20 protein-coding genes are annotated in these 26,544 nt (G+C 48.9%); 9 read left to right on the top strand and 11 right to left on the bottom strand.

Annotated elements, in window-relative coordinates:
• Positions 1-77: 77 nt before the first annotated feature.
• The 5 genes from FDX19_RS13305 to FDX19_RS13285 all read right to left on the bottom strand — a co-directional run bounded on the left by FDX19_RS13305 (position 78) and on the right by FDX19_RS13285 (position 5,655).
• On the bottom strand, positions 78-455 hold the full coding sequence (locus FDX19_RS13305; protein WP_137383079.1) for a GFA family protein: 378 nt from the start codon (positions 453-455) through the stop codon (positions 78-80).
• Positions 456-605: 150 nt separating this feature from the next.
• The gene (tam, locus tag FDX19_RS13300) at positions 606-1,364 is read right to left on the bottom strand and encodes a trans-aconitate 2-methyltransferase (RefSeq protein ID WP_137383078.1); all 759 of its coding nucleotides are present in this window, start codon (positions 1,362-1,364) and stop codon (positions 606-608) included.
• A 68-nt stretch (positions 1,365-1,432) separates the two neighbouring features.
• Positions 1,433-2,608, bottom strand: coding sequence for a hypothetical protein (locus FDX19_RS13295; RefSeq protein ID WP_137383077.1), 1,176 nt, complete (start codon positions 2,606-2,608; stop codon positions 1,433-1,435).
• A gap of 216 nt (positions 2,609-2,824) precedes the next feature.
• Entirely contained in the window at positions 2,825-3,217 is a 393-nt protein-coding gene (locus FDX19_RS13290) for a hypothetical protein (RefSeq protein WP_137383076.1), read from the bottom strand.
• Between the two features lie 455 nt (positions 3,218-3,672).
• Positions 3,673-5,655, bottom strand: coding sequence for an alkyl/aryl-sulfatase (locus tag FDX19_RS13285; RefSeq protein WP_137383075.1), 1,983 nt, complete (start codon positions 5,653-5,655; stop codon positions 3,673-3,675).
• 256 nt (positions 5,656-5,911) lie between these two features.
• Here FDX19_RS13285 and FDX19_RS13280 point away from each other — a divergent pair, with 256 nt between their 5' ends.
• Positions 5,912-6,289, top strand: a complete 378-nt coding sequence (locus FDX19_RS13280; protein WP_137383074.1) for a hypothetical protein — start codon at positions 5,912-5,914, stop codon at positions 6,287-6,289.
• 82 nt (positions 6,290-6,371) lie between these two features.
• Here FDX19_RS13280 and FDX19_RS13275 read toward each other — a convergent pair whose 3' ends face one another.
• The 3 genes from FDX19_RS13275 to FDX19_RS13265 all read right to left on the bottom strand — a co-directional run bounded on the left by FDX19_RS13275 (position 6,372) and on the right by FDX19_RS13265 (position 9,183).
• Positions 6,372-6,989: an outer membrane beta-barrel protein gene (locus FDX19_RS13275; protein WP_137383073.1), complete on the bottom strand. Its 618-nt coding sequence runs from the start codon at positions 6,987-6,989 to the stop codon at positions 6,372-6,374.
• A gap of 109 nt (positions 6,990-7,098) precedes the next feature.
• A complete protein-coding gene (locus tag FDX19_RS13270; protein WP_137383072.1) occupies positions 7,099-7,728 on the bottom strand; it encodes a winged helix-turn-helix transcriptional regulator in 630 nt (209 codons plus the stop codon).
• A 267-nt stretch (positions 7,729-7,995) separates the two neighbouring features.
• On the bottom strand, positions 7,996-9,183 hold the full coding sequence (locus FDX19_RS13265; RefSeq protein WP_137383071.1) for an OmpP1/FadL family transporter: 1,188 nt from the start codon (positions 9,181-9,183) through the stop codon (positions 7,996-7,998).
• A gap of 653 nt (positions 9,184-9,836) precedes the next feature.
• Between FDX19_RS13265 and FDX19_RS13260 the strand changes: the two genes are divergently transcribed.
• The 5 genes from FDX19_RS13260 to FDX19_RS13240 all read left to right on the top strand — a co-directional run bounded on the left by FDX19_RS13260 (position 9,837) and on the right by FDX19_RS13240 (position 20,033).
• Positions 9,837-15,161, top strand: coding sequence for a peroxidase family protein (locus FDX19_RS13260; protein ID WP_137383070.1), 5,325 nt, complete (start codon positions 9,837-9,839; stop codon positions 15,159-15,161).
• 10 nt (positions 15,162-15,171) lie between these two features.
• The gene (locus FDX19_RS13255; protein ID WP_137383069.1) at positions 15,172-16,911 is read left to right on the top strand and encodes a type I secretion system permease/ATPase; all 1,740 of its coding nucleotides are present in this window, start codon (positions 15,172-15,174) and stop codon (positions 16,909-16,911) included.
• Positions 16,912-16,913: 2 nt separating this feature from the next.
• Positions 16,914-18,239 carry an HlyD family type I secretion periplasmic adaptor subunit gene (locus tag FDX19_RS13250; protein ID WP_137383068.1) on the top strand — a complete coding sequence of 442 codons (1,326 nt, stop codon included), beginning with the start codon at positions 16,914-16,916 and terminating at the stop codon, positions 18,237-18,239.
• Between the two features lie 129 nt (positions 18,240-18,368).
• The gene (locus tag FDX19_RS13245) at positions 18,369-18,653 is read left to right on the top strand and encodes a VF530 family DNA-binding protein (protein ID WP_137383067.1); all 285 of its coding nucleotides are present in this window, start codon (positions 18,369-18,371) and stop codon (positions 18,651-18,653) included.
• A 12-nt stretch (positions 18,654-18,665) separates the two neighbouring features.
• A complete protein-coding gene (locus FDX19_RS13240) occupies positions 18,666-20,033 on the top strand; it encodes a glycoside hydrolase family 10 protein (protein WP_137383066.1) in 1,368 nt (455 codons plus the stop codon).
• Here FDX19_RS13240 and FDX19_RS13235 read toward each other — a convergent pair.
• From FDX19_RS13235 to hdeB, 3 genes are all read right to left on the bottom strand, one after another.
• Positions 20,030-20,548 carry a hypothetical protein gene (locus FDX19_RS13235; RefSeq protein WP_137383065.1) on the bottom strand — a complete coding sequence of 173 codons (519 nt, stop codon included), beginning with the start codon at positions 20,546-20,548 and terminating at the stop codon, positions 20,030-20,032. The genes FDX19_RS13240 and FDX19_RS13235 overlap by 4 nt on opposite strands.
• A gap of 87 nt (positions 20,549-20,635) precedes the next feature.
• Positions 20,636-22,579, bottom strand: a complete 1,944-nt coding sequence (locus FDX19_RS13230; RefSeq protein WP_137383064.1) for a methyl-accepting chemotaxis protein — start codon at positions 22,577-22,579, stop codon at positions 20,636-20,638.
• A 155-nt stretch (positions 22,580-22,734) separates the two neighbouring features.
• Positions 22,735-23,064, bottom strand: coding sequence for an acid-activated periplasmic chaperone HdeB (hdeB, locus tag FDX19_RS13225; protein WP_005122660.1), 330 nt, complete (start codon positions 23,062-23,064; stop codon positions 22,735-22,737).
• Between the two features lie 399 nt (positions 23,065-23,463).
• On the opposite strand from hdeB, the gene FDX19_RS13220 reads away from it, so the two are divergent.
• From FDX19_RS13220 to FDX19_RS13210, 3 genes are read left to right on the top strand one after another with little or no spacing between them, the layout of a single operon-like run.
• Entirely contained in the window at positions 23,464-24,330 is an 867-nt protein-coding gene (locus tag FDX19_RS13220; RefSeq protein ID WP_137383063.1) for a MurR/RpiR family transcriptional regulator, read from the top strand.
• Between the two features lie 14 nt (positions 24,331-24,344).
• The gene (gene ddpX, locus FDX19_RS13215; RefSeq protein ID WP_137383062.1) at positions 24,345-24,932 is read left to right on the top strand and encodes a D-alanyl-D-alanine dipeptidase; all 588 of its coding nucleotides are present in this window, start codon (positions 24,345-24,347) and stop codon (positions 24,930-24,932) included.
• A gap of 15 nt (positions 24,933-24,947) precedes the next feature.
• Positions 24,948-26,510, top strand: coding sequence for an ABC transporter substrate-binding protein (locus FDX19_RS13210; RefSeq protein ID WP_137383061.1), 1,563 nt, complete (start codon positions 24,948-24,950; stop codon positions 26,508-26,510).
• The last annotated feature ends 34 nt before the right edge of the window (positions 26,511-26,544 follow it).

The raw sequence follows: 26,544 nt of genomic DNA, 5'->3' as shown, positions 1-26,544 counted from the left end.
GTAGAGCTGGTAGCACGACCGGCTCTTATTTTTCACGGAAAGAATAGGTAAGACTTGATGCGCCGGGTAGTGCGGTTTTAGCCGAATTCTCTTTGCCACCATGCAGGCTGCATATCGGTAAATGAATGAAACTCGGGGGCCAGATCTTCATCATTGGGATCATCAAAAACGCCCGCTAATAGCGCTATTACCGGAGCGTCATCAATGGCACCAACTGAACTTCCACATCGAGGGCAAAAAGCGCGACTGGATGTTTCTGAAGAACGCCAGGTCGTCGGTTTACCCGCTTCTCCCGTCCATTCTACATTTTCAGCATTAAATTCAATCCAGACGACGGTCGGTGCACCGGTATGCTTGCGGCAAATATCGCACGAGCAGGTATGCGAATTAGTAGGGCTCGTCGCGGTAAAGCGAATAGAGCCACACAGACAACCGCCAATGTAGACTTTAGACATGACAACCCCCGTCAGTAAACGTTCTCAGACACTAGCAGATGACTGGCTTCATCACTAGATCCTCATCGTAAAAAGGCGAGGGCGCGCATGAGGAATTCATAATAATTATCAGCCCCTGGTATAAAGAGACTGATAATTGGCGGTCAGTGCTTATGAATTGTGTTTAGCAACGATAAACAACCGCGGAAACGCCAGCAGTATTTTTCCATTCTCTTGCAGCGGATATTGCTCCTGCAGCAATGCATGATAGCGTGCCAGATAGCGATGTTGTTCGCTTTCACTCAGGTCCTGCAACCATGGACGCAACCCCGTCGAACTCACCCAGTCGATAATTGCCTGGTGTGAATCCATCACGTGATAGTAGGTTGTACGCCAGATATCAACATCGCAGCCCATGTCAGTCAAAATATCATAATACGCATGCACTCCGGGAAGAGGCGAGCGGCCGCGATCGGGGTAGCCCAGTTCATAGGCGACTTCACGCATCAGAACATGCGTTGGCTCCAGCCAGTTATCCGGCATCTGTACGGCCAGAACGCCATCTTTCCCCAGCAAAGAGACCAGGTGGGGAAACAACTGATAGTGATCGGGGACCCATTGCAAAGATGCGTTTGCATACAGCAGATCGACAGGCTTTTCTGTCTGAAATGCGCTAATATCCGCTTCGATAAAATGACAGCCAGGCAACGCGTTACGCGCTTCGCTCAGCATTGCCGGAGAAGAATCCACGCCTGTTACTTGTGCTGATGGCCAACGTTGATGTAGCAACGCGGTGCTGTTACCCGGGCCGCAACCGAGGTCGACGACTGAGCGGACATTTTCCAGCGCGACTCTGCTGAGTAATTCAGCTGCAGGTCTTGAACGTTCGGTTTCATATTGCAGATAGAGCGAAGGGTTCCAGTCAGCCATGTTTCAGTATCCTGTATGCGATGAAATAGTATGATTCTGAGCCAGCAATTTCCATCACGCCCTCAGAATCAATGATTCTTGTTCCTTCCCAGCATAGTAAGTGTAGCTTTAAAGGGTAAAAATAGGACAAATCGCATTACAAAAGATAATAATTCATAATCTTTCTTATACTTCTTTTGCTTTCTCTTCAGGATCGCGATCTCTCGTTGGGCATTCAAAAAACTCCTGACGTAACATTCACCATCATTATGATTGTCGATGAAGTCATCACCGTAGTTACTCTCATAGAGGCTTATGCAGTCTTTTATTTTTGCCTTAATAGACTCAATATCATCAAATTGAATCCAATATTCAGATAATAAGTATGCTATCAACTTTTCCTGAAAAGCAGACATGGCACTGTGTTTATCATTCAAAAATATGGCATCGAAATCGTCTAAGACTTCAATTTTATGTGTGGCTTCGTACCATTCGCTCCGACCAAAACAATAAACTGGCTTGCCTAAAATTAAGGCTTCAATGCTTGTGCCAGAATTACATGCGATAACGGCAGAACTCCCTTCAATTAATTCGTGGATATTAGCATCAACAGACAAAACATTCTCGTTGCTTGCTAATAGATACGCAATCTTGGCATCAATACCTCTGGATTTACACATTGGGTGGCGTTTGATTACCAACGTTCGATTTGTCTTCTTAGCCAATGCTGCAACATAGTCTAATGCCTCCATGGCACTGATGTTCTCATGATCGGTAACCGAGTCAGAGTTGACCTGCATGGGGAAAAACAGGTAGTCCGAGGGGAGAGCGACGTGGTTCTGTGGCTGTTGATGCTTGGAGAGTTTTGTCGCCCTAAAAAAATCCCGTTTCTCGCTGATGATATTTTTGGCACTAATACTATCTATTTTATTTATTTTATCGACATATGAACTGAAGTTGACACAAATATCTGCCCACCCCGAATATCCATTTTTATCTACAGAGTACAGTCCATATATAGGTGATTCTTTTATCGAGAAAACATTTTTGTCATTATTATATGAGTGAAAGGAGAATGTAATAGATTCTTTAATTGCCAGTCTTTTTAGACCATAACAAGGAAAATTAGCAGGATTCAGTATTACTTGTAATTGTTCATCATGGAGACAAGATATAAAATTACCAATAAATTGTCGATGAATGCCTTCACTCTTACCTAGCCATTGTGGTAAGTCAAAGTAAAAACGGTTTAAATCATTCATCATAACTCCAGGTTATTAATGTAAATAAAACTTTGGGTTAGGTTAAGTTTTATTTAGCAGTCGACTGTCCGTTAAACAGTAACGATTATCATTAAAAATATGCAGATATTATATTATTTTCATCGGATCAATACAATCCGGTACTCTTGAATCGAGGTGGAGACAGAAGGGGACATCAATATCACATAGGACCTACTGGTGTTGGTACCAGTGTCATATTCAGAAACAAGTATGCTGATTAATATATTTTCCCACAGCAACAACTTTATTTGTATCGGGGTCAACATTGAGTACTATAAAACGCATTTGTGGACAGAACAGCTCCAGGCTTTTTTTACTGCATTCCGTTTGTAACCATTTATGACTGCCACTTTCGGTTTGTACCAGATTGAGGTTTGCATCCTTACTACACACAAAACCGTCCACGATTGCTTTTTGCCTTGCAGCATCCAGATTCAAGCCAATAACATTTAGCTCATCGACGTCTTTGTCATGTGAACTGGCAGAGACGCGGGTCAACGCACAACCAGTCAGGGTGAATGAAAGAATCAATAAAAAAGCGACGCGTAAGATAGCGTTGTCATTTTGATGAACATGGATAGTTCTTTGCATTGTGCTGTAGGGTCCGTTGCTGTGAAATTCCATAGGCACAGGTTTGTGTCGTACCTTGGTTGTACGCGAAAAGGACTGAGTGAGCAATGACAACGTCAACGATTTGACGTATGCGTAAAGTGTAAGGTTTGAATGGTCGTCGGTGACCAGCATGAATCCAGGAACTGCGTTGTCAGGCGTTATCAACGACCAGCACAATGATGAACCCAATATGCCAGATTTTATCCATTATTACATTGGTGCGCATAATGTATATTATGTTAAATACAATCAATGCGTACCTGACTCATGACTCTCTACGGGTCCCCCTCCATTATTCCTACTCCTTAGCTCAAATGGTAGCAAATTGCTATGCAACATTTGAACACCCATTGCTAACGAACCTGAATCAAGCGCAGCATCAGAGAATAAAAAAACCCGCCTGTTATAGCGGGCCTTATCATTAATCCCTAAAATCATGGTGTTACGATATTAAACCAGAAATCAAAGCTATCTAAATAACTAAGGAATTCATCAACTTTAGCCTGGTTGCCGGTAATGGTCACTTCGCCCTTCTCTTTCGCTTGTTTCAGCGACTCTTCCTTAAGAATGATTTTGTTGAGGGTTACACGGTTCAAAACAATGGAAGCATCCGCATTGCTGGTCTGTGCATTAGCGCTGTGGTTAAGCACTCCATTTTCCAGTTCCAGCTTATATTTTCCGCCATCGCTCCCCAAATCAACGTTAAAAACTGCTTTTGCATTTGCCGCTTTTTCACCATTGATATGTACCGCCAGATAATCAAAGAACATCTCCGGCGACATAGCTTTAACCGTATCCGGACTGGCCGTATTGGGTGTCGCGCCTTTCACGACTCCGTTACGCAATTCCTGTGCACCGGTCAGATAGAAATTGCGCCACGGGCCGGACTCTGCCTGATACCCCATCTGTTCAAGTGCATCGGCTTCCAGGTTGCGCGCGTCTTTATTGTGTGGTTCGGCAAAGACTATCTTGTTAGTCACTTGTGCCACCCAGCGGTAATTCCCCTGAGCATAGTCAGCTTTTGCTTTTTGCATGATGGCATCCACTCCCCCCATGTAATCGACATACTTTTTCGCTGCATCAACAGGCGGAAGTTCATCGAGGGTTGCCGGGTTACCGTTAAACCAGCCTAAGTAAAAGACATACGTTGCTTTCACATCATGACTCACTGAACCGTAATACCCTCGGCTGGCCCATGATTTTGCCAGACCGGATGGCAATTTGAAATTGGCGGCGATTTCATCGCGGGTCAGCCCCTGGTTTGCCATGCGCAAAGTTTGATCGTTAATGTAGCGGTACATATCACGCTGACTCTTCATTAACTTCACCACATTATCATTCCCCCAGGTTGGCCAGTGGTGCTGAGCAATAATAATGTTGGCTTTACCCCCCCAGCGAGTAATGACGTCATTGATATATTTCGACCATGCCAGCGGATCGCGGATCTTCGCGCCGCGCAGTGAATAAGTGTTATGCAAGGTATGCGTGACATCCTCCGCCGCTTCAATCATCCCCTTTTCTTCCACATACCACAGCATTTCCGACGGTGCCTCCGAACCCGGGGCCATCATAAAGTCATAGGTCAAACCATCGATAACTTCTTTCTGTCCGGTATGAGTGATGTAGTTAGTGGGTTCAATCAACGTTACCGTGCCGGCGGAGGTTGTCGTACCAAGGCCCGCGCCTACCTGACCTTTTGCATCGGGCTTCAGCAGGTTGCCATACATATAGCTGGCGCGGCGACTCATCGCATTACCTGCCATAATATTTTCCGACACGGCTTCTTTCATAAAGCCCGCCGGTGCATATACTTTTACTTTGCCGGATTTCACATCTGCTTCATCGACAACACCACGCACACCGCCGTAATGGTCAACATGACTGTGGGTATAAATAATAGCAACAACAGGTCTTTTGCCCCGATTCTGGTAGTAGAGATCCATTCCTACTTTGGCTGTTTCTGCCGAGACCAGCGGGTCAATAACGGTAATGCCTTCTTTACCTTCCATAATGGTCATGTTCGAAAGATCCAGATTGCGGATCTGATAAACGCCATCAGTGACTTCAAACAAGCCGCCGATATTGATCAATTGTGACTGGCGCCACAGGCTCGGATTCACCGTATCCGGCGCTTTATCACCCTCTTTAATGAAGGCATACTGCTGCGGATTCCAGACGGTATTTCCTTGTTTCCCTTTAATCAATTCTTGTGGCAGTGGCGCAATAAAGCCTTTGTGAGCATTAGAAAAATCGGTTTTATCCGTGAACGGGAGTTGTCCGTACAACGCATCATTCGCGCTTTTGGTCTGTGCCGTGGCCTCTTTCGCCACCTCCTGTGCCATCGCAGGAAGTGATATTAACGATGCAGAACACACCCCTGCCATAACCATATAACCAACTACTTTATTAAGTTTCATAAATCCTCGGCTAATAATATAACAATGTGCAGAAAGACGTTCTGCATATTTGATTGCTGATTGGTTTTAAAATTTTTGTATGCTGACGATAAACGTAATTCAATAATCAAAGGCTAACACGCTCATCGGCTACCGAAAAATAAAACAGTGTTTAATTTTAAATTTCGACCAATTTATTTTTAAACATCATAGTTGTGGACGCATACCTGTTAAAAAAGATAATGGCAGACATCCATTTACTGTCTATATAAAGCACATGCGCAAACTCTACCTTATCTTTTTCATTGGCACACTCTCTGCCTGTAATTCGGCACCGGTGAGCAAAATTAACAACATAATTATCCCAGTTGTACAACAGGAAGCCTCATCACCACCTGCTAATCCTGAACTGTACAGATCGTTATATCAAAAAAATAAACGGCAAATTGACAATATTGCGATGTCGCTAAAAAGTGAGTATCTTCAGGATGTTAAATCGCGTGATATTTTTGATGTTCACAGTGAGACTCACCAGGTATATATCTCTTTAACCAAGCTTGAGCAAATGCAACAGATGAACGATTACTATTATAAAGAGCAGAATAAAACTGGGCTGTTAAGCATCAATCAAACTGTTACCACATTATTTGAGTAATAAAAAAGCCTCCTCAGTAATAATGAGGAGGCTTTTTCTACATTGCGTAATTAAAGCATTGTCCTGCGTTCGACTAATCTACTCAGTCATGCTGGCCAAAACGGTAGGATACCCCTGCCGTTACTGAACTGATATCGCTGCTGGCACCAATCTGGTTTTCGTTACCCACGTTGCTTACCCATTGATATTCAAGGCGTCCAGCCCAGTTCTTATTGAAAGCATACTCTGTACCCACCGCGACTACCGGACGTATACCCGTGTCAAAATGGTTACTTCCTTTAATATCAGATTCTGCGCGATATCCCATCGCCCCTGCCCGACCATAAATATCCCAGGCATCGGTCAGACCATAACTTGCTTTCATCGTTACTTGCAACCCCTGGCTTTTCATTTGCGAACCTGATGCACCATTTCGACCATTGAATTGCATATTACCTAAGTAATCGTAACCACCTTCTACGGCAAGCCATGGTGTAATTTGATAACCGGTAAATACACCGCCACCCACATTATCACTATCAAAGCCAACATTACCGTATTTATCCCCATGGTCATTGGCTTGTTGCGTCGTGCTGGAGTCAAAATAATGTGACCAACCAAATTTACCCCCCGCGTACCAGGTACCGACATCGGCAGCAGCAAAAGCGGTTGTTGCGGTAAAAGCGTTAGCAATAATGAGTGTAATAAATGTCTTTTTCATAGCTTTCCTATCGTGGACATAGAGTTATGTTTGGAACAAATAAAGTGTCGCTACAATAGGGTATTTAGACTACGTTGATAATTGGTTTTTAATTTATTTTTGGACTTATTTAAAACCCCTCAGGTAATTTATTGATTGACGTTAGGTACCCTCCCCGTTCAAAGTCAATATATCCCCCTTTTTTTAACGCAGAGACAACATTTAAAACACTACTGCGCGATAAATGCGTACGTTCCTGAATATAATCCAGGATAGAAACGCGCAGTCGGGTCTCTTGTGGTAACAGATTCATTTCCTCTAAATGATTTCGTATCACTGAATAGGTACGCTGTTGCACCACTAAATCGTCACGGTAAAATAAATAGCCGGTATGATAGGCAAGTAATGCAGCTGCATCCTCCCACAACCCTTGTTGATGGAAGAGTTCCCTGGCTTTATGGGCATCAACACGTAATATTGTTGATTCCGCTTCTGCACGTAGCAAGTGAGCGTGCACGGGTTGGATCATCTCGGCAATACCAAACAAATGAGGCTCATAGACAGTCACAATCAACAGACCATCGGAAGAACGTAAAATAGAGAGCTCGCCTTGCAAAAACAGGTAGAGCTGAGGCTGATTTTTGTATTTCCACATGATGCGTCGTCGCGGAACAACATTGAATTTTTCGGCAATAGGTTCAAGCGCTTGCGTCAAACGCTGTATGCTTTGCTCTGGGCGTACCGGGGGTAAAATTTGCATGAGAAAACCTGTATTCTTTCAATTGATTGAGTGGCGTGAATCAATGGTTATTCCATGAAGATAGCTCATAAGCCTATTAAAATCATATGTTGCCCGATACTTAAAGCAGAAATGAGTTTTTATTTAAATTAGAACAAATGAAAAAGGCCACCAGCAGGTAGCCTGATATGGGTAAAAATGCAGCCATACCGCGCGTGTTGGACGGCAACATGACGGGAGATAGTTCAACGTGGTGATTATTAATAATGAGCGGAAAGCAACCAAATACTAGAACTGATAGCTGTAGTTAACACTGGCAAACCATAGCCACGGATTTTTGTATTCTCCGGCAAACGGATCCGATTTTACGTTCGCCGACTGCATATGCAAATATTCGACTGCAAACCCGATATTGCTGGCTGGGGTAATTTGGTACTGCGCTCCGGTGGCAAAACGCCATTCATCGCCGGTTGGTAATGAAAGTGCAACATCGCTTTGCGTTTTGTACGGTGAGCTGTCAAATGCGACACCTGCATTTATTCGCCACTGCTCATCGGGACGATACTGCACGCCCAACGCCGTATGCCATGTGTCCTGAAGACGGTTTGTCCGGTCACTTGTATGACCATTAACCTGTATCTGCGGGCTACCAAACTGACTCCAGTCCTGCCAGCCAAGATCGCCCATCAGCGACCACTGCTGACTAATATCGTGAACCAGGCTAAACATTACCTGCTGTGGTGCATGCACCTGGGTAGATAACGGCAAATCATACTCGAGATTGGGCTGGTTCGGGAATCGTACCTTGCCATCAATATTGAAATGGTAGTCGGTCTTGCTGGTCCAGGTAATACCTGCACGGGTTTGATCGGTTAAATCCATTAATAGGCCAAGACGATAGTTCATCGCCCAGTCATGGTCGTGTTGCGTCCGATCATTGCCATCATTATTCCGGGTCAGAGATAGAAAACCGTAGTTTAGCCCGGCTGCGGCACCAACGGACACCCTATCACTCAGTTTCCATGCTACCCCTGGACTTAGCGTCATCGCAACCATCGTGCTTTTTTTAATAAGTCGATCGCCTGCCCAGTCACCAAAATCAATACCGAGGCCATAGTTGCTATATAAGCCAATTCCCGCAGAAACGGTATCGTTCAGATGTTGGGTGTAAAACAGACTGGCATTAGGAAATACCTTCATGGCATTGCCGGGACTTTGCTGTTCAACAGAAGCGTTGTTGAGTGTGTAAGGAATATCCCCCCCCATTGCCTGCAATCCGGTAGTCACCTTGTGATCGGGTAAACGTGTCATTCCGGCGGGATTAGTGAGCAAGGTTGCGGCATCCTGAGCGCGCGCGGCCTGGCCTGCCCCCGCCAGTGCGGTATCCTCGGTGCCTGTTTCATAGAAATAGAGTGCGCTGGCATGCCCGACAGTCGAAAAGAGCATCCCGGAGATGAGAATAATATTTTTATTCATTGGGTTACCTGTTTGGAAGGGTAATCTTTATTGCCAGAGGAACGTTGTGGTTTCCCTGTAAAACGATAAAGTCTCCTCTCTGTTTAACAAAGATTGTTATATTGATTTTCGCAACATCATAATCATTGACCAGGAATGGTGTCTTGTTGAATTTTATCCAATATTAAATTTTATATTCCACACTACGACGTTACTATTATAAAACACGTTAGCATGGTAATAAATTTTAATGTAAAGAAATGAAAATTTAATCTTTTGATAGAAAAGTATGAGTGAAGTCGGCAAAGGAAAAACCATAGTTATGATCATAACAGAAATGTAATATGAGGTTACAACCCCCCTAACACGTTTAAGCCTTGAGAAGACTTGCCCTTCTCAAAACTGTGCGCCATGAGTAAACCTTTTAATGCAATGGCCCACGGTATCCGCTATCCGCCCAAACCTTTATATAAATGAGGTGAGCACCTCATTGTGCGAAGTACAGTTCAGGAGAACAACTCTAAATACGCTGTGGGTATCTTCTGTATTTTCGGAATGGAATCTAAGCATGTAATAACAATCAGGTATCTGATACTGCCTATTCTTCTGTCAGTTTTTGTAAATAGAAAATGGGTGATGATAGCTAATACAGGTAAAGATAGGGGTAATAACGTATGGCCTCACAATATGACTTTACTGTCACTCTCCACGATCTTGCTTTTATTCTTAAGCAGATAAAAATATCCGAAACGGCGACTAACCCGGATGGTAGCATCAACGCTGATATGCTACGGGAATTAGTCTCCAGTCCACTGTTACCTTACGGACTGCGTACTGTAGATGGTTCATGGAATAATCTCCTCCCCGGTCAGGAATTATACGGTTCGGCCGATCAGACAATGCCAAGATTAACGGCACTGAACTGGCAGGATGCGGATGAAATGACCAGTTATATCCAGATTGGTGGGACGGTTATTGATGCCGATCCTCGTGTTATTAGTAACTTAATTTCGGACCAAACTGCCGCCAATCCGGCCGCGCTGGAGGCATTTAACGCCTTAAAAGATGCTCCCGGGGGGGGGACGACTACTGGAAATGGCAGTTTATCTATTCCCAACCAATCCCCTGACATTGGCCTTTCTCCGGCGTTTAATGGCTGGATGACTTTCTTTGGTCAGTTTTTTGACCATGGTCTGGACCTCATCCCTAAAGGAGGAAACGGCATCGTCTTCATTCCATTACAACCCGACGACCCTTTATATGTTGAAGGTTCGTCGACCAACTTTATGTTATTAACCCGGGCAACGGTCGATGAAAATCGAGAAACCGTTAACCTTACAACCCCATTTATCGACCAGAACCAAACCTACACCTCTCATCCGTCGCATCAGATCTTTATCCGTGAATATGTATTAATTGACGGTAAACCTGAGCCGACGGGTAATTTATTAGGTGGGGCTAACGGTGGGCTGGCAACCTGGGCTGACGTCAAGAATCAGGCGGAAACGCTACTCGGCATCAAATTGACCGATCAGGATGTGTTTAATGTGCCGCTTCTGGCGACTGATCGTTACGGTAATTTGATTTTAAGTGAAAATGGAAAAGTACAGATTGTTACCACGAGCGGGCTGGTAGAAGCCAATGGCGGTCTGTTACCTGAGGGCACCTTCCGAACCGGGCATGCTTTTCTCGATGATATTGCGCATACTGCCGCGCCAAAAGCGGGTTTACTGGCAGATGATGACGACGTTATTGGCGGGCAACAGCCAGCGGGCACGTACGATGATGAACTCCTGGATCGCCACTTTATCACCGGTGACGGGCGCGGTAATGAAAACATTGGGCTAACTGCCGTTCATGCCGTATTTCACAGTGAACATAACCGCCTGGTTGAGCAATATAAAACCACCCTGCTGGAAACCGGTGATATTGACCTTATCAACCAGTGGCTGATGCCCTCACATCAAATCACTGAGCTACCCGCTGACACCAGTACGCTGGTCTGGAACGGTGAATACCTCTTCCAGGCGGGGCGATTCTCCACGGAAATGCAGTACCAGCACCTCGTTTTCGAGGAGTTTGCTCGCACCGTACAACCTGCCGTCGATCCGTTTGTTTTTTCAAACACGGCAGATATCAACCCGCAGATCTTTGCTGAATTTGCGCACGTGGTTTATCGCTTCGGGCATTCAATGCTCACAGAAACCGTAGCGCGTACCGACATTGACATGCAAAGCGGTGATATTGGTCTGATTGCCGCATTCCTCAATCCGGTGGCATTTAATGAAATTAACGGTGCCACCGTGTCCGATGAACAGGCAATCGGCGCGATTGTTCGGGGTATGACGCGACAAGTCGGTAACGAGATTGATGAGTTTATTACTGACGCCTTGCGTAATAACCTGATTGGCCTGCCGCTTGATTTGGGGGCGCTTAACATTGCCCGTGGACGTGATACGGCTATGCCGTCGCTGAACCAGGCCCGTGAACAGTTCTTTGCATTAAGCGGAGATAGCCAGCTTCGGCCGTACACCAGTTGGGCCGACTTCACCACATATCTGAAGAACCCGGCCTCCATAATCAACTTTATGGCCGCCTATGGTCAGCACGAACTGATCCTCAATGCCACCAGCCTGGAGGGTAAACGCGCAGCGGTTAATTTCCTGTTATTTGGTGATGCCAACAACGCTCCACCAGCAGACGCAATGGATTTCTTCAACAGTACCGGCGCATGGGCCAGCAAAGAAACGGGTCTGAATAAGGTCGATTTCTGGATTGGAGGGCTTGCTGAACGCAAAAATGAATTTGGCGGCATGCTCGGATCAACCTTCAATTTTGTCTTCGAAACACAGATGGAAATGTTGCAGGACGGCGACCGTTTCTACTATTTGAGCCGGGTACAAGGATTGAATTTACTGAACGAACTGGAAGCCAACTCGTTTTCTGCCCTGGTTATGCGCAACAGCGATCTCGGTGAAGAGGGTTCTTCTCACCTGCCTGCTAACCTGTTTCAGACCCCAGACCATATATTCGAAGTAAACCGCGTGCTGCAAACGGAAATCGACCCTAAATGGGGGAATCCGCTGAAAGATCTGCTCTCGCCGTTGCTGGTACGGCGCGATCCTGGGGTGGATGTGGACGGTGACGGTTTCGCCGATGGTGGTTATCTGAAATATACCGGCGATGGTCATGTGGTGCTTGGCGGTACCGCAGGGAACGATACGCTCATCGGAGGGAAAGGTATCGACAGCCTGTGGGGAGATGGTGGTGACGACCGTCTGGACGGCGGCGATGAAGCGGATGTGGTTCACGGTGGTGATGGCGATGACATCATTACGGACACTGGTACACCCGTAGGCGATGCTGACTTCCTCCATGGTGATGCCGGGCACGATGTCATCTTCTCTGGTAACGGAAACGATCTGGTCTTTGGCGGCACGGGCAGTGACTTCGTCGTAGTCGGTGAAGATGCCCAGGAGGTTTTTGCTGGGCAGGACAACGACTTTGCGCTTGGGGGATCGGGTGGTGATTTCCTGATGGGTAATGAGGGCGATGACTGGCTGGAAGGCGGTGATGGGTTTGACACACTCGCGGGTGATAACTCTGAGCTGTTCTTCAACAGCACCATTATTGGTCACGATGTCCTGAACGGTCAGGGTAACGATACGGACTACGATGGCGAAGCCGGTGATGACATCATGGTTCAGGGCGCGGGGATCCAGCGTAATAATGGTATGGCCGGTTTCGACTGGGCGATCCATAAAGGCGATCCTAATGGCGCTAACTCTGACCTGGGTATCCCGATTTTCGTCAACCAGCAGGAGTTTATTCTGCGCGACCGTTTTGACCTGGTCGAAGGTCTGTCTGGCTGGAAACACAATGATATCCTGACCGGTACGGAACAGCCGATCGGTACTGCACCGGTTCAGGGTGTCCCCCTCTCTAATAATCTGACCCAGGAAGGTGCCGACAGAATCGACGGTCTGCAGGCTATTCTCGGTGTTGCGCGTTCAGCCAATCCGGATGCGGTGTTACTCAATCCGGACGATGGTAGTGACATTCTACTCGGCGGCGGCGGTAGCGACCGCATTATGGGTAAAGCCGGCAATGACATCATTGATGGCGACGCCTGGCTGAACGTGCGTATTGCTGTTTCAGGTATGCCGGGGCTCACCAGCGCCGAAAGCATGGCTGAGCTGAAATCGTACATGCTGGCAGGTACGCTGAAACCGAACCAGTTGTCGATTGTGCGCGAAATCCTGCATGAGGGCGATGGCACGGAAACTGACGTGGCAGTGTATCGCGATGCCAGTAGCAACTATGCCTTTACCCGAATGGCAGATGGTAGCCTCAGAGTCGATCACGCCACCCCTAATGCCGCATTGAACCTGAATGATGGCGTTGACCGCCTGTTGAATATCGAAAAACTGGAATTTGGCGATGGTCAACAGCTGTGGGTCACGGCGCAACACGCGACGGGCGACCTGGCAATCAGTCGTGCAAACCCGTCGGTGGGTGACCTGTTACGGGTTAACGTAGCAAACCTGCTCGATGGCAACGGTCTTGCGGCAGATGTCGCAATCACCATGACATGGCAGGCTTTGATTAACGGACAATGGCAGGATCAGGCAACCGGCGTGGAGTTCAGCGTTCCCGGCTCAATCCAGGGCGCTCCGCTGCGTGTTGTCGCCAGTTTCAATGACCGAATGGGCGATGCCGAGACCTTAGTATCGGCACAAACTCAGGCCGTCCTGCCACGTAATCAGGCGACAACAGGTGCGCCGGTGATTAATGACCTCACGCCAACGGAAAGTCTGACGCTGACGGCGGTGGTTTCAGGTATCGCCGACGCTGATGGCCTGAGTGGCGGAAATTTCAGCTACCAATGGAGAATGAGTTCACCGACCGGCTTCGTCAACATCAACGGCGCAACATCTGCCACCTTCACGCCTGGCCAGGCTATGGTCGGCCGCACGTTGCAGGTGGTCGTCACTGTCGTCGATGATGAAGGTAACCCCCCGGTTATCCTGACGTCGACAACCACGCAGCCTGTTGGCGATCTGATCGTGGGTAATAATGGTGCCAATACGCTCATCGGCACCGCATGGAGTGACATCCTGCGCGGTGAAAACGGCAATGACACCTTACTGGGAGGCGCGGGTGATGACCTGTTAGTCGGCGGCGCAGGTAATGACTCTCTCTCCGGCCAGGCGGGACAAGATACGCTGCAAGGTGACGCGGGTAACGATATCCTGGACGGTGGTCTTGGCGCTGACAGTATGACCGGCGGCACAGGGAATGATACCTACATCGTTGATGATTTTGGTGATGTTGTGATCGAAGATCTTAACGGCGGGACGGATATTGTCCGCACGACTCTCAGCAGCTATGACCTGACCGATAACGTGGAAGAGTTGGTCTTTACCGGGAACGGTAGTTTTATCGGTACTGGTAATTCAATCGCCAACATCATCACGGGCGGTAGCGGTAATGACTATCTGTTCGGTATGGGCGGCAATGACCAGTTGTTTGGCGGTATCGGAAATGACTTCCTGGATGGCGGCGATGGCGCCGATAACCTGCAGGGTGGGAACGGTAACGACGTCATGATTGGCGGCGCGGGTGCCGACACCCTCTCTGGCGGTAATGGCGACGATATTCTCAATGGTCAGGAAGGAAACGATATCCTGGATGGCGGAACCGGAAGTGATATTTTCGCCTTCGGAGCCAACTTCGGCCAGGACCGTATCACGGGTTTCGACAGTAATCCCAATGGCGGACAGGACTTCCTTGACCTCGTTTTGCTAGGCATTAACGCGGAGAACTTTGCCAGCAGCGTCTCTATCACCGGAAATAACGGCAACACTATCGTGACCATCGGCACTGACACTATCACGTTAGTTGGCGTCAATTCGACCACCGTTAATATGGGTGATTTTTATCTGGAAATGCCGACTACCCTTGCCAGCAACAATGGCAATAGTTCATTGATCGTATAAGGAGAAGACTATGTCGCGCCAGCATACGCCAACAGAACTGAATGATGCATTAAAAGGAACGAAACCTACTTTTCTGATGCTGCTGTTTTTTAGTTGTGTGATTAATATGCTTATGCTGGCGCCGGCAATCTATATGTTGCAGGTTTACGATCGCGTACTGGTGAGTAAAAACACCACGACGCTGCTAATGCTCACCTTATTAATTGTCGGTTTGTACATTATTATTGCCATGATTGAATCTGCTCGCGCACAGGTCATGGTAAGACTGGGAAATAGGCTGGATATAAAGCTCAGCCAATTAGTTTTTAATGCGGCTTTTAGAAGAAAAATGTCCACCGGTGATAACAACCCGGCACAATCTTTAGCCGAGCTCGATCAGATCCGCCAGTTTCTCTCCGGGAACAGCTTGTTTTCATTGCTGGATATTCCGTGGACGCCGATTTATCTGTTTATTGCCTTTCTGGTACATCCCCTGTTGGGATACCTGTCTCTGGGCGGAATCACTCTATTATTCATTCTGACACTGGTTTCAGAGTTCTCCACTAAGCGCCCGATTCAACAAGCCCATGCCTTAACCATCAATAATGCCAGCAGGCTGAATAAACAGCTGCAAAACTCAGATGCTATCGAGGCGATGGGTATGCTTTCTACCCTAAAAGCAAACTGGCAGGAACAGCATAATAAAGTGCTGGCATTGCAAACACAGATCGCCGATAAAACGGCGGGGTTAAGCAGCCTGAGCCGATTTGTTCGCGTGTTGCTACAATCTGTCGCGTTGGGCGCCGGGGCGTTGCTGGTAATTGGTGGGCATATTACCCCAGGCCTGATGATCGCCGCCTCGATTATTCTTGGACGCGTCCTGAACCCGGTAGAACAAGTCATTGGCAGTTGGAAGCAGTTTGTCCAGTTTCGTAGCGCGTGGCATCAGTTATCGGAACTGCTAAAGGAGTATCCGGCCCCGCAAGATGTGCTGACCCTGCCGCGTCCGCAAGGCAACATCAGCGTTGAAGGCGTGTTTGCGACAGCTCCCGGACAACACGCCCCGTTGCTGCGTAATATCTCCTTTCAACTCGAACAAGGTGAAGTGCTGGGGATTATCGGTCCTTCTGCATCCGGAAAAACATCGCTGGCGAAAGTACTGGTCGGTGTCTGGAAGACGTTATCAGGAAAAGTCAGGTTGGACGGTGCAGATATTTGCCAGTGGGATAAAGCCCTGCTGGGGCCCTCGATAGGCTATCTGCCACAGGATGTTGAACTGTTTGACGGCACTATCGCACAGAACATTGCGCGTTTTACGAAAAATGACAGCGAACTGATCGTGGCGGCCGCACTTCTGGCGGGTGTACACGAGATGATCCTGCGCCTGCCGCAGGGGTACGATACACCGCTCGGCGCAGGTGGATACCAGTTGTCCGGCGGGCAGCGCCAGCGTATTGGGCTGGCGCGTGCTGTCTACAACAACCCCGCATTTATCGTCCTTGATGAACCGAATGCCAATCTTGATGATGCCGGGGAGTTTGCTCTCATTAAAGCCATCAACACGCTGCGAACACAGGGACAAACGACCGTGATTATATCGCACCGTCCTACTCTGCTCGGTGCGGTCAATAAAGTTTTACTGCTCAATGACGGCGCTATTCAGGAGTTCGGCACACGCGATCAGGTCTTCGCCCATCTGCGCCAGGCTAACGTGCTGAAACCAGTGGCAACACCCTCTTCATCCATCAACGAACAGCAGCGCGAGGCATGAAGATGAAAAAGAATCCCAATAACGCGGACGTCACCGGTGTGGATACCAACATCTGGTCCCCTATTGTTCGCGGTGTCGTTGTCATTGTGCTGGGGGTGGGTGGTTTCTTATTTTGGGCAGTGCAAGCCCCTTTAGATGCGGGTGTCGTTGCGGACGGTACGGTAACCGTATCCAGTAACCGAAAAACTATTCAGCATCTTAGCGGCGGTAGAGTGACGGATATTTTTATTAAAGAGGGTGACCTGGTTAAGCGAAATCAGGTGCTTGTCCGCCTGGATAAGATGCAACTCGACATGCGCTACAGCGCGTTAAACGCACAGTATATTTCCGCCAAAAGCATTGAAGATCGTTTGTTAGCAGAAAGAGATGGCCTGGAGGCAATCGTATTTAATTCCATGCTGACGCAGCAGTTTTCCGGTAATAAACGGCTGGCAGAAGTCAGGAATCTACAGGCCAAACTGTTCGATACACGGCGCAAAACGATGCAGGATGAATTGTCCATGATTCAGGAAACGCTCGATGGCCTGGTCGGGCAAACGGACAATCTTAATAAAATAAAAGGATACCGCGATCACCAGTTCAACCTGATTAATCGGGAGTTGGGCGCGATTCGGGCGCTGAGTGAAAAAAACTATTACCCCAAGGCGCAATTACTGGTGCTGGAGCGCGAGGCGGCCGAAATATCCGGCAGTGTGTCCGAAGATATTTTGAACATTGCTAAACTCAAATCCCAGCAAAACGAATTAAAAATCAAAGCGTATCAGGTACGGCATCAGTATTTACGCGAAGTTGAGTCCGAACTAACTGAAAACCAAAAAGAAGTGGCGATGCTGGAGGATGAACTGGTTTCTACCCGCCATGAACTGGATAACACGGAGATTCGCTCCCCAATCAACGGTGTCGTTCTGGATGTCAAAGTCAGTACCGTCGGCGGTGTGATTCAGCCCGGTGAGCATCTCATGGATATCGTTGCCGCTGGACAGCCGATGCAAATCGACGCCAGGATACCGGTGCACGCCATTGATAAACTGGCCCCAGGTTTAACCGTTGACGTGCTGTTTCCTGCCCTGAACCATGCGCTGTTACCTTCCGTACCAGCCCGAGTTCTGACCATCTCAGCCGATCGTTTAATTGATGAAGCAACGCAACAGCCCTATTATCTCGCCGAAGTGCAGGTTTCCGCAGAAGGCGCCCGTTTGCTGGGCGATTACAAGATTAAAGCGGGCATGCCCGCGAGCGTGACCATCAAGACCGGCGAGCGAACGTTTTTAAGCTACCTGTTTAAACCGCTGATCGCCCGTCTGGAACTGGCCTTTAAGGAGTACTGAGCGCACATTGCTGGCATGGTGCTCATTCGCAGTGCTATGCCGGTTTATACCATTGCTGGTCGCCTTGCTTTCTTGTAACCTTTCGCTCGCGCGACTGACAAAATCTGGAACCACCGAACTGGACTTCATATGAATGCTCATATTTCTAAAGACCCCTTGCATGGTGTGACGCTTGAAATGCAGGTCAATGCCCTGGTTGATCGTTATGGTTGGGCTGAACTTGGCCAACGGATAAACATCAACTGTTTTAAAAATGAACCGAGCGTTAAATCCAGTTTGAAGTTTCTGCGTCGTACGCCGTGGGCGCGGGCAGAAGTTGAAGCACTGTATCTTGATTCTCTGCATGACGTTGCACCAGAACCCACCGCTCCAGCTATTGATCCCTGGGCTAACAGCCGCAACAAGAAAAAATAAGAGCAAAATCCGATGTCAGCATCCGGTTTTTTTTCAGGTCATTATCAGAAAAAACTGGCGACTCTCCTCGCCCGTTCCCGCAACACGCTACCGCTAACCAATGTGAAATGGTTTGCCGTACTGGTTGGCAGTATGCTGTTACTTGGCAGTTGCTCTTCACAACCGCTAGGACCGAAGGATACCCCTCATCCCCCGGTCACTACTCCGCAACAGAGTAAAGAGCCGGTTCGTGGTATCTGGCTGGCAACGGTTTCCCGTCTGGACTGGCCGCCAATCTCATCTGTAAACATCAGTTCACCCGCCATCCGCATCAGCCAGCAGCAAAAAGCGCTGACGGATAAGCTGGATAATCTGAAACGTCTTGGGATCAATACCGTCTTTTTCCAGGTAAAACCGGACGGCACTGCGCTGTGGCAATCCAAAATTCTTCCCTGGTCAGACACCCTGACTGGCACCATCGGCCAGGATCCTGGTTACGATCCGCTGCAATTTATGCTCGATGAGGCGCACAAACGCGGGATGAAAGTTCATGCGTGGTTTAACCCCTACCGCGTCTCCGTCAATACGAAACCGTCAACGGTCGCAGAATTAAACCGCACGCTGTCGCAGACCCCGTCCAGCGTTTACGTGCTGCATCGCGACTGGATCCGCACATCGGGTGAACGTTTTGTACTGGACCCGGGTATTCCTGACGTGCGCGACTGGATAACCAGCATCGTGGCGGAAGTTGTTGAGAATTACCCGGTGGATGGCGTGCAGTTTGACGACTACTTCTATACCGAATCGCCGGGTTCGACGCTAAACGACAGCCAGACTTTCAGAAAGTATGGTCAGGGTTTTGATTCAAAAGCAGACTGGCGACGTCATAACACGCAACGGCTGATCGAACAGGTTTCACAGACCATCAAAAAGCTTAAGCCTGACGTGGAGTTTGGCGTCAGTCCTGCAGGCGTGTGGCGTAATCGATCCCACGATCCGGCAGGCTCCGACACCCGAGGGGCGGCCGCGTATGATGAATCGTATGCCGATACCCGGCGCTGGGTGCAATTAGGTCTGCTGGATTACATTGCACCACAACTGTACTGGCCTTTCGCCCGTGATGCGGCGCGTTATGATGTACTGGCAAAATGGTGGGCTGGCGTGGTGAAATCCACCCATACCCGCCTGTATATAGGCGTTGCGCTGTATAAAGTGGGTGAGCCGTCACGAAAAGAACCAGACTGGACGGTACAAGGCGGTGTGCCGGAGTTGAAAAAGCAACTCGATCTGAACGAGTCCGAACCGCATATTAATGGCACTATCTTGTTTCGGGAGGACTATCTTAACCAACCGCAAACCCAGGAAGCCGTGACCTATATTCGTGAACGTTGGGGACGCTAAGTGCTGCCGGGGGCTGGTGAGCGGAGATAAACGCTGACGTAACGGATAAACTTCCCGATAAACACCCCGGCAAACACGCCACCGGTAATGATTGCCAACGCGCTCATTACCGGCTGGCGTAGAATATCGGGAGCGATAGCATTCAATACACCTTGTACATATTTGATGCCAAAGGCCAACATCATGAACGGTAATGCAGAGTAATCTGCCGGGCGATGAATGCTGCGTGGTGTGGTACTGCGTGCCAGACGGCTGGGGTTTATCAACATATAGCCCACAATCACGCCGCTAATAATACCAACCATCCACTGTAGATACGTGCTGATGGACCGATCGCGGTAAGTGACCAGATCGTAAATATCCCAAAAAAGAAAGAGCGCTGGGATCAGTGCCAGCTTTTCCAGCGTAACCGTTGCGGGTATCCTGGCTTTAATCCCCCGAAATAACAGGAAGACCAACAAGACATATACCCACACCGGTGTGTGCACCAGCATCGCTACGACAAACTCAGCCATATTCTGGCTCCTGACGTGTTAACCACGTTAAGTGTAGCCTGGTGTTGTCCGGGCGCAGACGATGCACCCGGATACTTTACGTGGGGATTAGGCCGCTGAAGGCTCCGGCAATTTGAATGAGGAAACCAGTAACGCTAATTGTTCCGCCTCTTCTTTCAGCACCTGGGTTCGTGTGGCGGCATCATCAATCAACGATGCGTTTTGCTGCACGGTGCTGTCCATTTCGGTGACGGCGAGGGTGACTTCGGAAACGCCCTTGCGCTGCTCGTCACCCGCGACACGGATTTCCCCCATCAGTTGGCTAACCTGACGCACGTTGTTGACCAGCTCTTCCAGGCGCTCACCTGCATTGTGGATTTGCTGGCTGCTGCTGCCAACATGTGAAACGGACTCATCAATCAACGCTTTGATTTCCTGGGCAGCAGTGGCACTGCGCTGTGCCAGGGTACGAACTTCTGATGCGACAACCGCAAATCCTCTGCCTGCATCCCCCGCTCTGGCGGCTTCAACGGCGGCATTCAGCGCCAGAATATTGGTCTGGAATGCAATACTGTCGATGACGGCGACAATTTCCACCATTCTACCGGACGAGGCACTGACGTTATCCATTGTCGAAATCACACCCTGCATCACGTCGCCACAGCGATTCGCCGTTTGCGCAGTGTTGTCGGAAAGTTCATCTGCCAGTTGCGTGTTGCTCGCATTTTGATGAACGGTCGCATTTAACTGTTCCATCGCCGCCGAGCTCTCTTCCAGCGCGGCCGCCTGCTGAGTAACCCGTGAAGACAGCTCCATGTTACTGTCGGCCAGGCTGACGGCGTTATTAGCTACCACCACGCTACTGCTTCTGACGGTGATCAGAATGGCGGAAATTTTATCGACGAACAGGTTAAAGGCTTCCGCAATATCTGAAATCTCATCTTTACCGCGAACATCCAGACGTCGGGTAAGATCGCCTTCGCCCTGTGCGATATCATCGAGCGCGCGACGAGTATCATCGAGACGAGAGATCAAGCGACGCACCACCAGCCATGACCCTACCAGCAACACGGTCATAATCGGGATCAGCACTTCCAGCACATCCTGCATCATGACTTTGGCGAGGCCAACGATGCGCGTTTCCGGTGTCACCAGCCCCACGACCCAGCCAGTATCAGCCATTGGGAACAACATGACGCGTGACGGGGCATTCAGTACGCTGTCGCTTTCCAGCGTGATGGTTTTCACGCCATCAGTCGCGCGAAGCGATTTCAGCCCGGCTTCTACCGGGGCCAGCCAGTGTGCGCTTTGCGCCAGATCGCTAAAGGTTTTGTATTTTGTCTGATCGGCCTGGGGGAAATAGAGGATCTGACCCTGTTTATCAACCACAAATGCGTAGCCACCGGTACTGTTGCCCTGCTGCTGCATAAAGGTCGCAACGTTATCCAGACGAATATCGGTGGTGGCCACACCGGCAAACTTACCGGCTAATTGATACGGAATACTGCATGTCACCATGTTCACGCCGGAACTGGCATCCTGGTAAACATCAGACCACAGGCAACTGTTTTGTGAGTGACCCTTCGCATGCTGATACCAACTTTCATTGTGATAACCGGCAGATCCTTCGGCATTATAATCATTCGAAAAATCAAGCTTGCCCTCAGCATTGCGCGCCCAAAAAAAGCTACGTTTCTCGACTCCCGGGGTAAACGCGTTTGGCTCCGGCCAGATCCCGCCGCCGGTAATAATTGAGTGGCTGTCTTCGCCAATCAGGTGTGGAACCACGCTTTGATATAAAGACTCATCATTAGGCAGTACTTCGGCCAGTCGTGACAGACTGACGGTTTCGCCCTCGATACGAGAAAGCACCGTACTCAGTTGACGGGTTAAACCTTGCCCTGTCTCTTCTATCAGGGCGGTATTGATTTCAACGACCCGTGGCTGACCACGCCAGAGCATAATTGCAACAATAACAAGGGTGGTCACCGCAAGCAGCAGGATGCCGCCAATGGTTAACCGCGTTGAAATACGAGTAGGATACCAGGCCATACAAACTCCTTCTGCAAAAGGCTAACTTTTACCCAGTATCGGCACAGGAGTTTATATCTTTATAACGTTTTCTTAAGTATTACGAAATAAATAAGTGACATTGTCACGAATAGCAAAACCCAGCACTCTGGCTGGGTTTTAATACATAGTTAATCTTATTTAGATAATTCTTTTTTGATTTCTTCTTTTATTTTGCTTAATTCACTTTGCGGATGTTTTTTGCAAAGTTCAACGGTCAGAGGCACAGCTGTAGTGATGGTTTCGTTATAGTCAACGAAGTCGCCGCCTTTGAAGTCTTCATCTTCATTCAGCACCCAGAAAGCAACCGGAGCCATAGTTTGCGGGTTCAAATCAATAAACTCCTGGCAGCTCATGCCTTTCGGAGTGACTTCAGTTTTAGCGTTATCAGTTGCTGCATTGACGCTTACACTGGTTAACAGCGCTGCGACCAGGATGCCTGCTGTAGAAAGGGAGAATTTATTCATTGTAGTACTCCATTTAAAATCCAGATAATATCTACACTTGCGCTTTAAACCGTTAATGTAGTTCGCAAAAAATAATACTCCCACCGTCGAAAGAATAAAGATTACGGCTATCGATATGGCTGAAATTTATATTTCACATTACTGATTCTGATGTCTGATAAGAAATGTTGCACACAATGTGATCGTTACGACGAAATCAGCAGATTCATCCCTCACTTCCCCTACCGTTGCACCAAAACTGAACTACGCTGCACAAATGTTGATCATTAGTTAATGGAAATTTATGTTTTTTAACAAAGAGCCCCGACGCAGCGCTGTCGCCGACCTGGCACGCGTCCTGCATTGTTAATCCGGTAACAGTGAAGCGGTATCTGACAAACAACTAACAGCGAGATGGTAATGACATCAAAACCTGAGTTATTTACCCGCATAGAACAGACCTTTAGCCAGTTAACGCCCAGCGAAAAGCGCGTTGCCGGGTGGTTGTTAGCGCACGCTGCACAGATCCCTTTTGAAACGGCAGACGGCATCGCAAAAGCAGCAGGAACCAGCGGCATTACCGTCGGGCGCTACCTGCGTAAACTCGGGTTTCGTAACCTGGAAGATGCGAAAGCCAGCCTGCGTGAAATCCCTGCAATCCCCTATCAGCCCTGGGGAATGAACGAGCGCCTGGACTCCTGGCACCAGCAGCAAAATCTTCCTGATCGCGTGCAACAGTCGCTGCTGCTGGAAATTGACGCCATCACCCACGTCTACCAACTGGCGCAAAGCGAGACATTTTTACGTATTGCGCAGCAATTAGCGCAGGCAGAAGCCGTTTATATTCTCGGGATCCAGTCCACCCGCGGGATCGCCAACGCCTTTTTTAGCCATCTGGAATATCTGCGCCCGAAAGTGAGTTACTCCGAAGGGCTTTCCGGTAGCTGGGTTGAGTCGCTGAACTCGGGATTTAATCAACCTTATGTCGTGATCACCGATACGCGCGCTTACTCGGCGACATCCCGACAATATTGCCGCGTTGCCGGTGAGCGCGGCATTCCTCTCGCGTTAATCACGGATGTCTGGTGCCCCTGGGCCAGAGACTATGCCATTGATTTACTTCAGGTGAAAACGGACACCGGGCACTTCTGGGATTCGCTTGCGCCGGTAAGTTGCCTGTTCAACCTATTACTCTCCGCGGTGGTCGCGCAGCTGGGCGACTCCCTCGCGGGACGCCTGCAAACTAATCGCCAGTTACAACAACAATTTGGTCAATTCGAACAATAAACAGGAAACGTGCTATGTCAGATACCCCACAACTGGTCGATTTGTCGGTGATATTCCCGTCACTGCATATCGATCTGAAATACGCTACAGCCGATAACATTACCGGCGCGCCTATCTACCAGGAAGCGCGCTGCCTGCTGCATTCCGAGGCCGTCACTGCGCTGGCCAAAAGCATCAGCATCGCGCAGCTGGCGGGTTTGTCATTGGTGGTGTATGACGCGTACCGCCCACAGCAGGCGCAGGCGATACTGTGGAATGCCTGTCCGGATCCGCAGTATGTGGTGGATGTGGCGATCGGCTCAAATCACAGCCGGGGTACGGCCATTGACGTCACGCTGATGGACGCTCGCGGTAATGTGCTCGATATGGGGGCCGGTTTTGATGAAATGCATGACCGTTCCCATGCCTGGCACCCTTCAGTTCCTCCGGCTGCGCAGCGTAATCGACTGCTGCTCAATGCCATCATGTTCGGCGGCGGTTTTGTCGGCATCAACAGCGAGTGGTGGCATTTCGAACTGCCGAATGCCGCGCGTTACCCACTGCTTGACGATCAAATAGCTTGTTACACTGTCACGTCTATAACAACACAACATCCCCTTTAATTCTGGAGCCTGGTTATGAAGACTACACCTGCGTTAACCGCGTTTTTTCGCCCCGCTCTGTTAGCCGTTGCGCTGGCGGTCGCCTTGCCTGCCGCGCAGGCCGCCGTCCCTAAAGACATGCTGGTTATCGGTAAAGCCGCCGATCCACAAACGCTCGACCCTGCGGTCACAATCGATAACAACGACTGGACGGTGACTTATCCCTCATATCAACGTTTGGTTCAGTACAAAACAGAGGGCGGCAAAGGTTCCACGGAAGTTGAAGGTGATTTGGCCAGCGGCTGGAAAGCGTCTGATGACCAAAAAGAATGGACCTTTACCCTGAAAAACGATGCTAAATTCGCCGACGGCACGCCAGTGACCGCTGATGCAGTAAAACAATCTTTTGAGCGCCTGCTCAAGATCGGTCAAGGGCCGGCTGAGGCATTTCCGAAAGATCTGAAAGTTGATGCCATCGACAACAACACGGTGAAATTTACCCTTAGCCAACCATTCGCGCCGTTCTTATATACGCTGGCCAATGACGGTGCCTCAATTATCAACCCGGCGATCTTAAAAGAGCATGCCGCGGATGATGCTCGTGGATTCCTGGCACAAAATACGGCTGGGTCTGGTCCCTTCATGTTGAAGAGCTGGCAAAAAGGACAACAACTGGTGCTGGTACCCAACCCACATTATTCCGGCCCTAAACCCACGTTTAAACGCGTATCGGTCAAAATCATCGGAGAAAGCGCCTCCCGTCGTTTGCAACTCTCCCGTGGCGATATTGATATCGCCGATGCACTCCCTGTTGACCAGCTTGCTGCCCTCAAACAGGAAGGTAAAGTGAACGTGGCGGATTACCCATCATTGCGTGTGACCTATTTATACCTGAACAACAGCAAGGCGCCGCTCAATCAGGTGGATTTGCGCCGCGCCATCTCATGGGCCACGGATTATAAGGGGATGGTGAAAGGGATCCTGAGCGGTAACGGCAAGCAGATGCGTGGTCCTATTCCTGAGGGAATGTGGGGTTTTGATGACAAAGCCATGCAGTACAGCTTTGATGAAACGAAAGCAAAAGAAGCATTAGGCAACGTTGCCAACAAACCCGAAACCCTGAGCTTCCTGTATTCCGATAACGATCCGAACTGGGAGCCGATTGCTCTCTCCACTCAGGCCAGCCTCGGCAAGTTAGGCATTAAGGTGAAACTGGAAAAACTGGCAAATGCCACCATGCGCGACCGCGTCGGTAAAGGTGACTATGACATTGCCATCGGTAACTGGAGCCCGGACTTTGCTGACCCGTACATGTTCATGAACTACTGGTTCGAGTCGGATAAGAAAGGCTTGCCGGGTAACCGTTCATTCTATGAAAACAGTGAGGTCGATAAGTTGCTGCGCAGCGCGCTGGCCACCACCGACCAGGTTGCCAGAACTAATGATTACCAGCAGGCGCAAACCATCGTCATTGATGAAGCGGCTTACGTCTATTTATTCCAGAAAAACTACCAGCTGGCGATGAATAAAGACGTCAAAGGTTTTGTCTTCAACCCCATGCTGGAACAGGTCTTCAACATCGCCACCATGAGCAAATAAGCCACGTTAATGCGGAGCCGATTTGGCTCCGCAA

The organism is Citrobacter sp. wls619 (genome assembly GCF_005281345.1).
Lineage (GTDB): Bacteria > Pseudomonadota > Gammaproteobacteria > Enterobacterales > Enterobacteriaceae > Citrobacter.
Note: the sequence above shows the minus strand (reverse complement) of the source record. Positions and strands in the feature narration are given on the sequence as shown.

Coding starts and splice junctions, on each gene's coding strand:
- FDX19_RS13305 (WP_137383079.1), bottom strand. CDS start 455: ATGTCTAAAGTCTACATTGGCGGTTGTCTGTGTGGCTCTATTCGCTTT.
- tam (WP_137383078.1), bottom strand. CDS start 1,364: ATGGCTGACTGGAACCCTTCGCTCTATCTGCAATATGAAACCGAACGT.
- FDX19_RS13295 (WP_137383077.1), bottom strand. CDS start 2,608: ATGATGAATGATTTAAACCGTTTTTACTTTGACTTACCACAATGGCTA.
- FDX19_RS13290 (WP_137383076.1), bottom strand. CDS start 3,217: ATGCAAAGAACTATCCATGTTCATCAAAATGACAACGCTATCTTACGC.
- FDX19_RS13285 (WP_137383075.1), bottom strand. CDS start 5,655: ATGAAACTTAATAAAGTAGTTGGTTATATGGTTATGGCAGGGGTGTGT.
- FDX19_RS13280 (WP_137383074.1), top strand. CDS start 5,912: ATGCGCAAACTCTACCTTATCTTTTTCATTGGCACACTCTCTGCCTGT.
- FDX19_RS13275 (WP_137383073.1), bottom strand. CDS start 6,989: ATGAAAAAGACATTTATTACACTCATTATTGCTAACGCTTTTACCGCA.
- FDX19_RS13270 (WP_137383072.1), bottom strand. CDS start 7,728: ATGCAAATTTTACCCCCGGTACGCCCAGAGCAAAGCATACAGCGTTTG.
- FDX19_RS13265 (WP_137383071.1), bottom strand. CDS start 9,183: ATGAATAAAAATATTATTCTCATCTCCGGGATGCTCTTTTCGACTGTC.
- FDX19_RS13260 (WP_137383070.1), top strand. CDS start 9,837: ATGGCCTCACAATATGACTTTACTGTCACTCTCCACGATCTTGCTTTT.
- FDX19_RS13255 (WP_137383069.1), top strand. CDS start 15,172: ATGTCGCGCCAGCATACGCCAACAGAACTGAATGATGCATTAAAAGGA.
- FDX19_RS13250 (WP_137383068.1), top strand. CDS start 16,914: ATGAAAAAGAATCCCAATAACGCGGACGTCACCGGTGTGGATACCAAC.
- FDX19_RS13245 (WP_137383067.1), top strand. CDS start 18,369: ATGAATGCTCATATTTCTAAAGACCCCTTGCATGGTGTGACGCTTGAA.
- FDX19_RS13240 (WP_137383066.1), top strand. CDS start 18,666: ATGTCAGCATCCGGTTTTTTTTCAGGTCATTATCAGAAAAAACTGGCG.
- FDX19_RS13235 (WP_137383065.1), bottom strand. CDS start 20,548: ATGGCTGAGTTTGTCGTAGCGATGCTGGTGCACACACCGGTGTGGGTA.
- FDX19_RS13230 (WP_137383064.1), bottom strand. CDS start 22,579: ATGGCCTGGTATCCTACTCGTATTTCAACGCGGTTAACCATTGGCGGC.
- hdeB (WP_005122660.1), bottom strand. CDS start 23,064: ATGAATAAATTCTCCCTTTCTACAGCAGGCATCCTGGTCGCAGCGCTG.
- FDX19_RS13220 (WP_137383063.1), top strand. CDS start 23,464: ATGACATCAAAACCTGAGTTATTTACCCGCATAGAACAGACCTTTAGC.
- ddpX (WP_137383062.1), top strand. CDS start 24,345: ATGTCAGATACCCCACAACTGGTCGATTTGTCGGTGATATTCCCGTCA.
- FDX19_RS13210 (WP_137383061.1), top strand. CDS start 24,948: ATGAAGACTACACCTGCGTTAACCGCGTTTTTTCGCCCCGCTCTGTTA.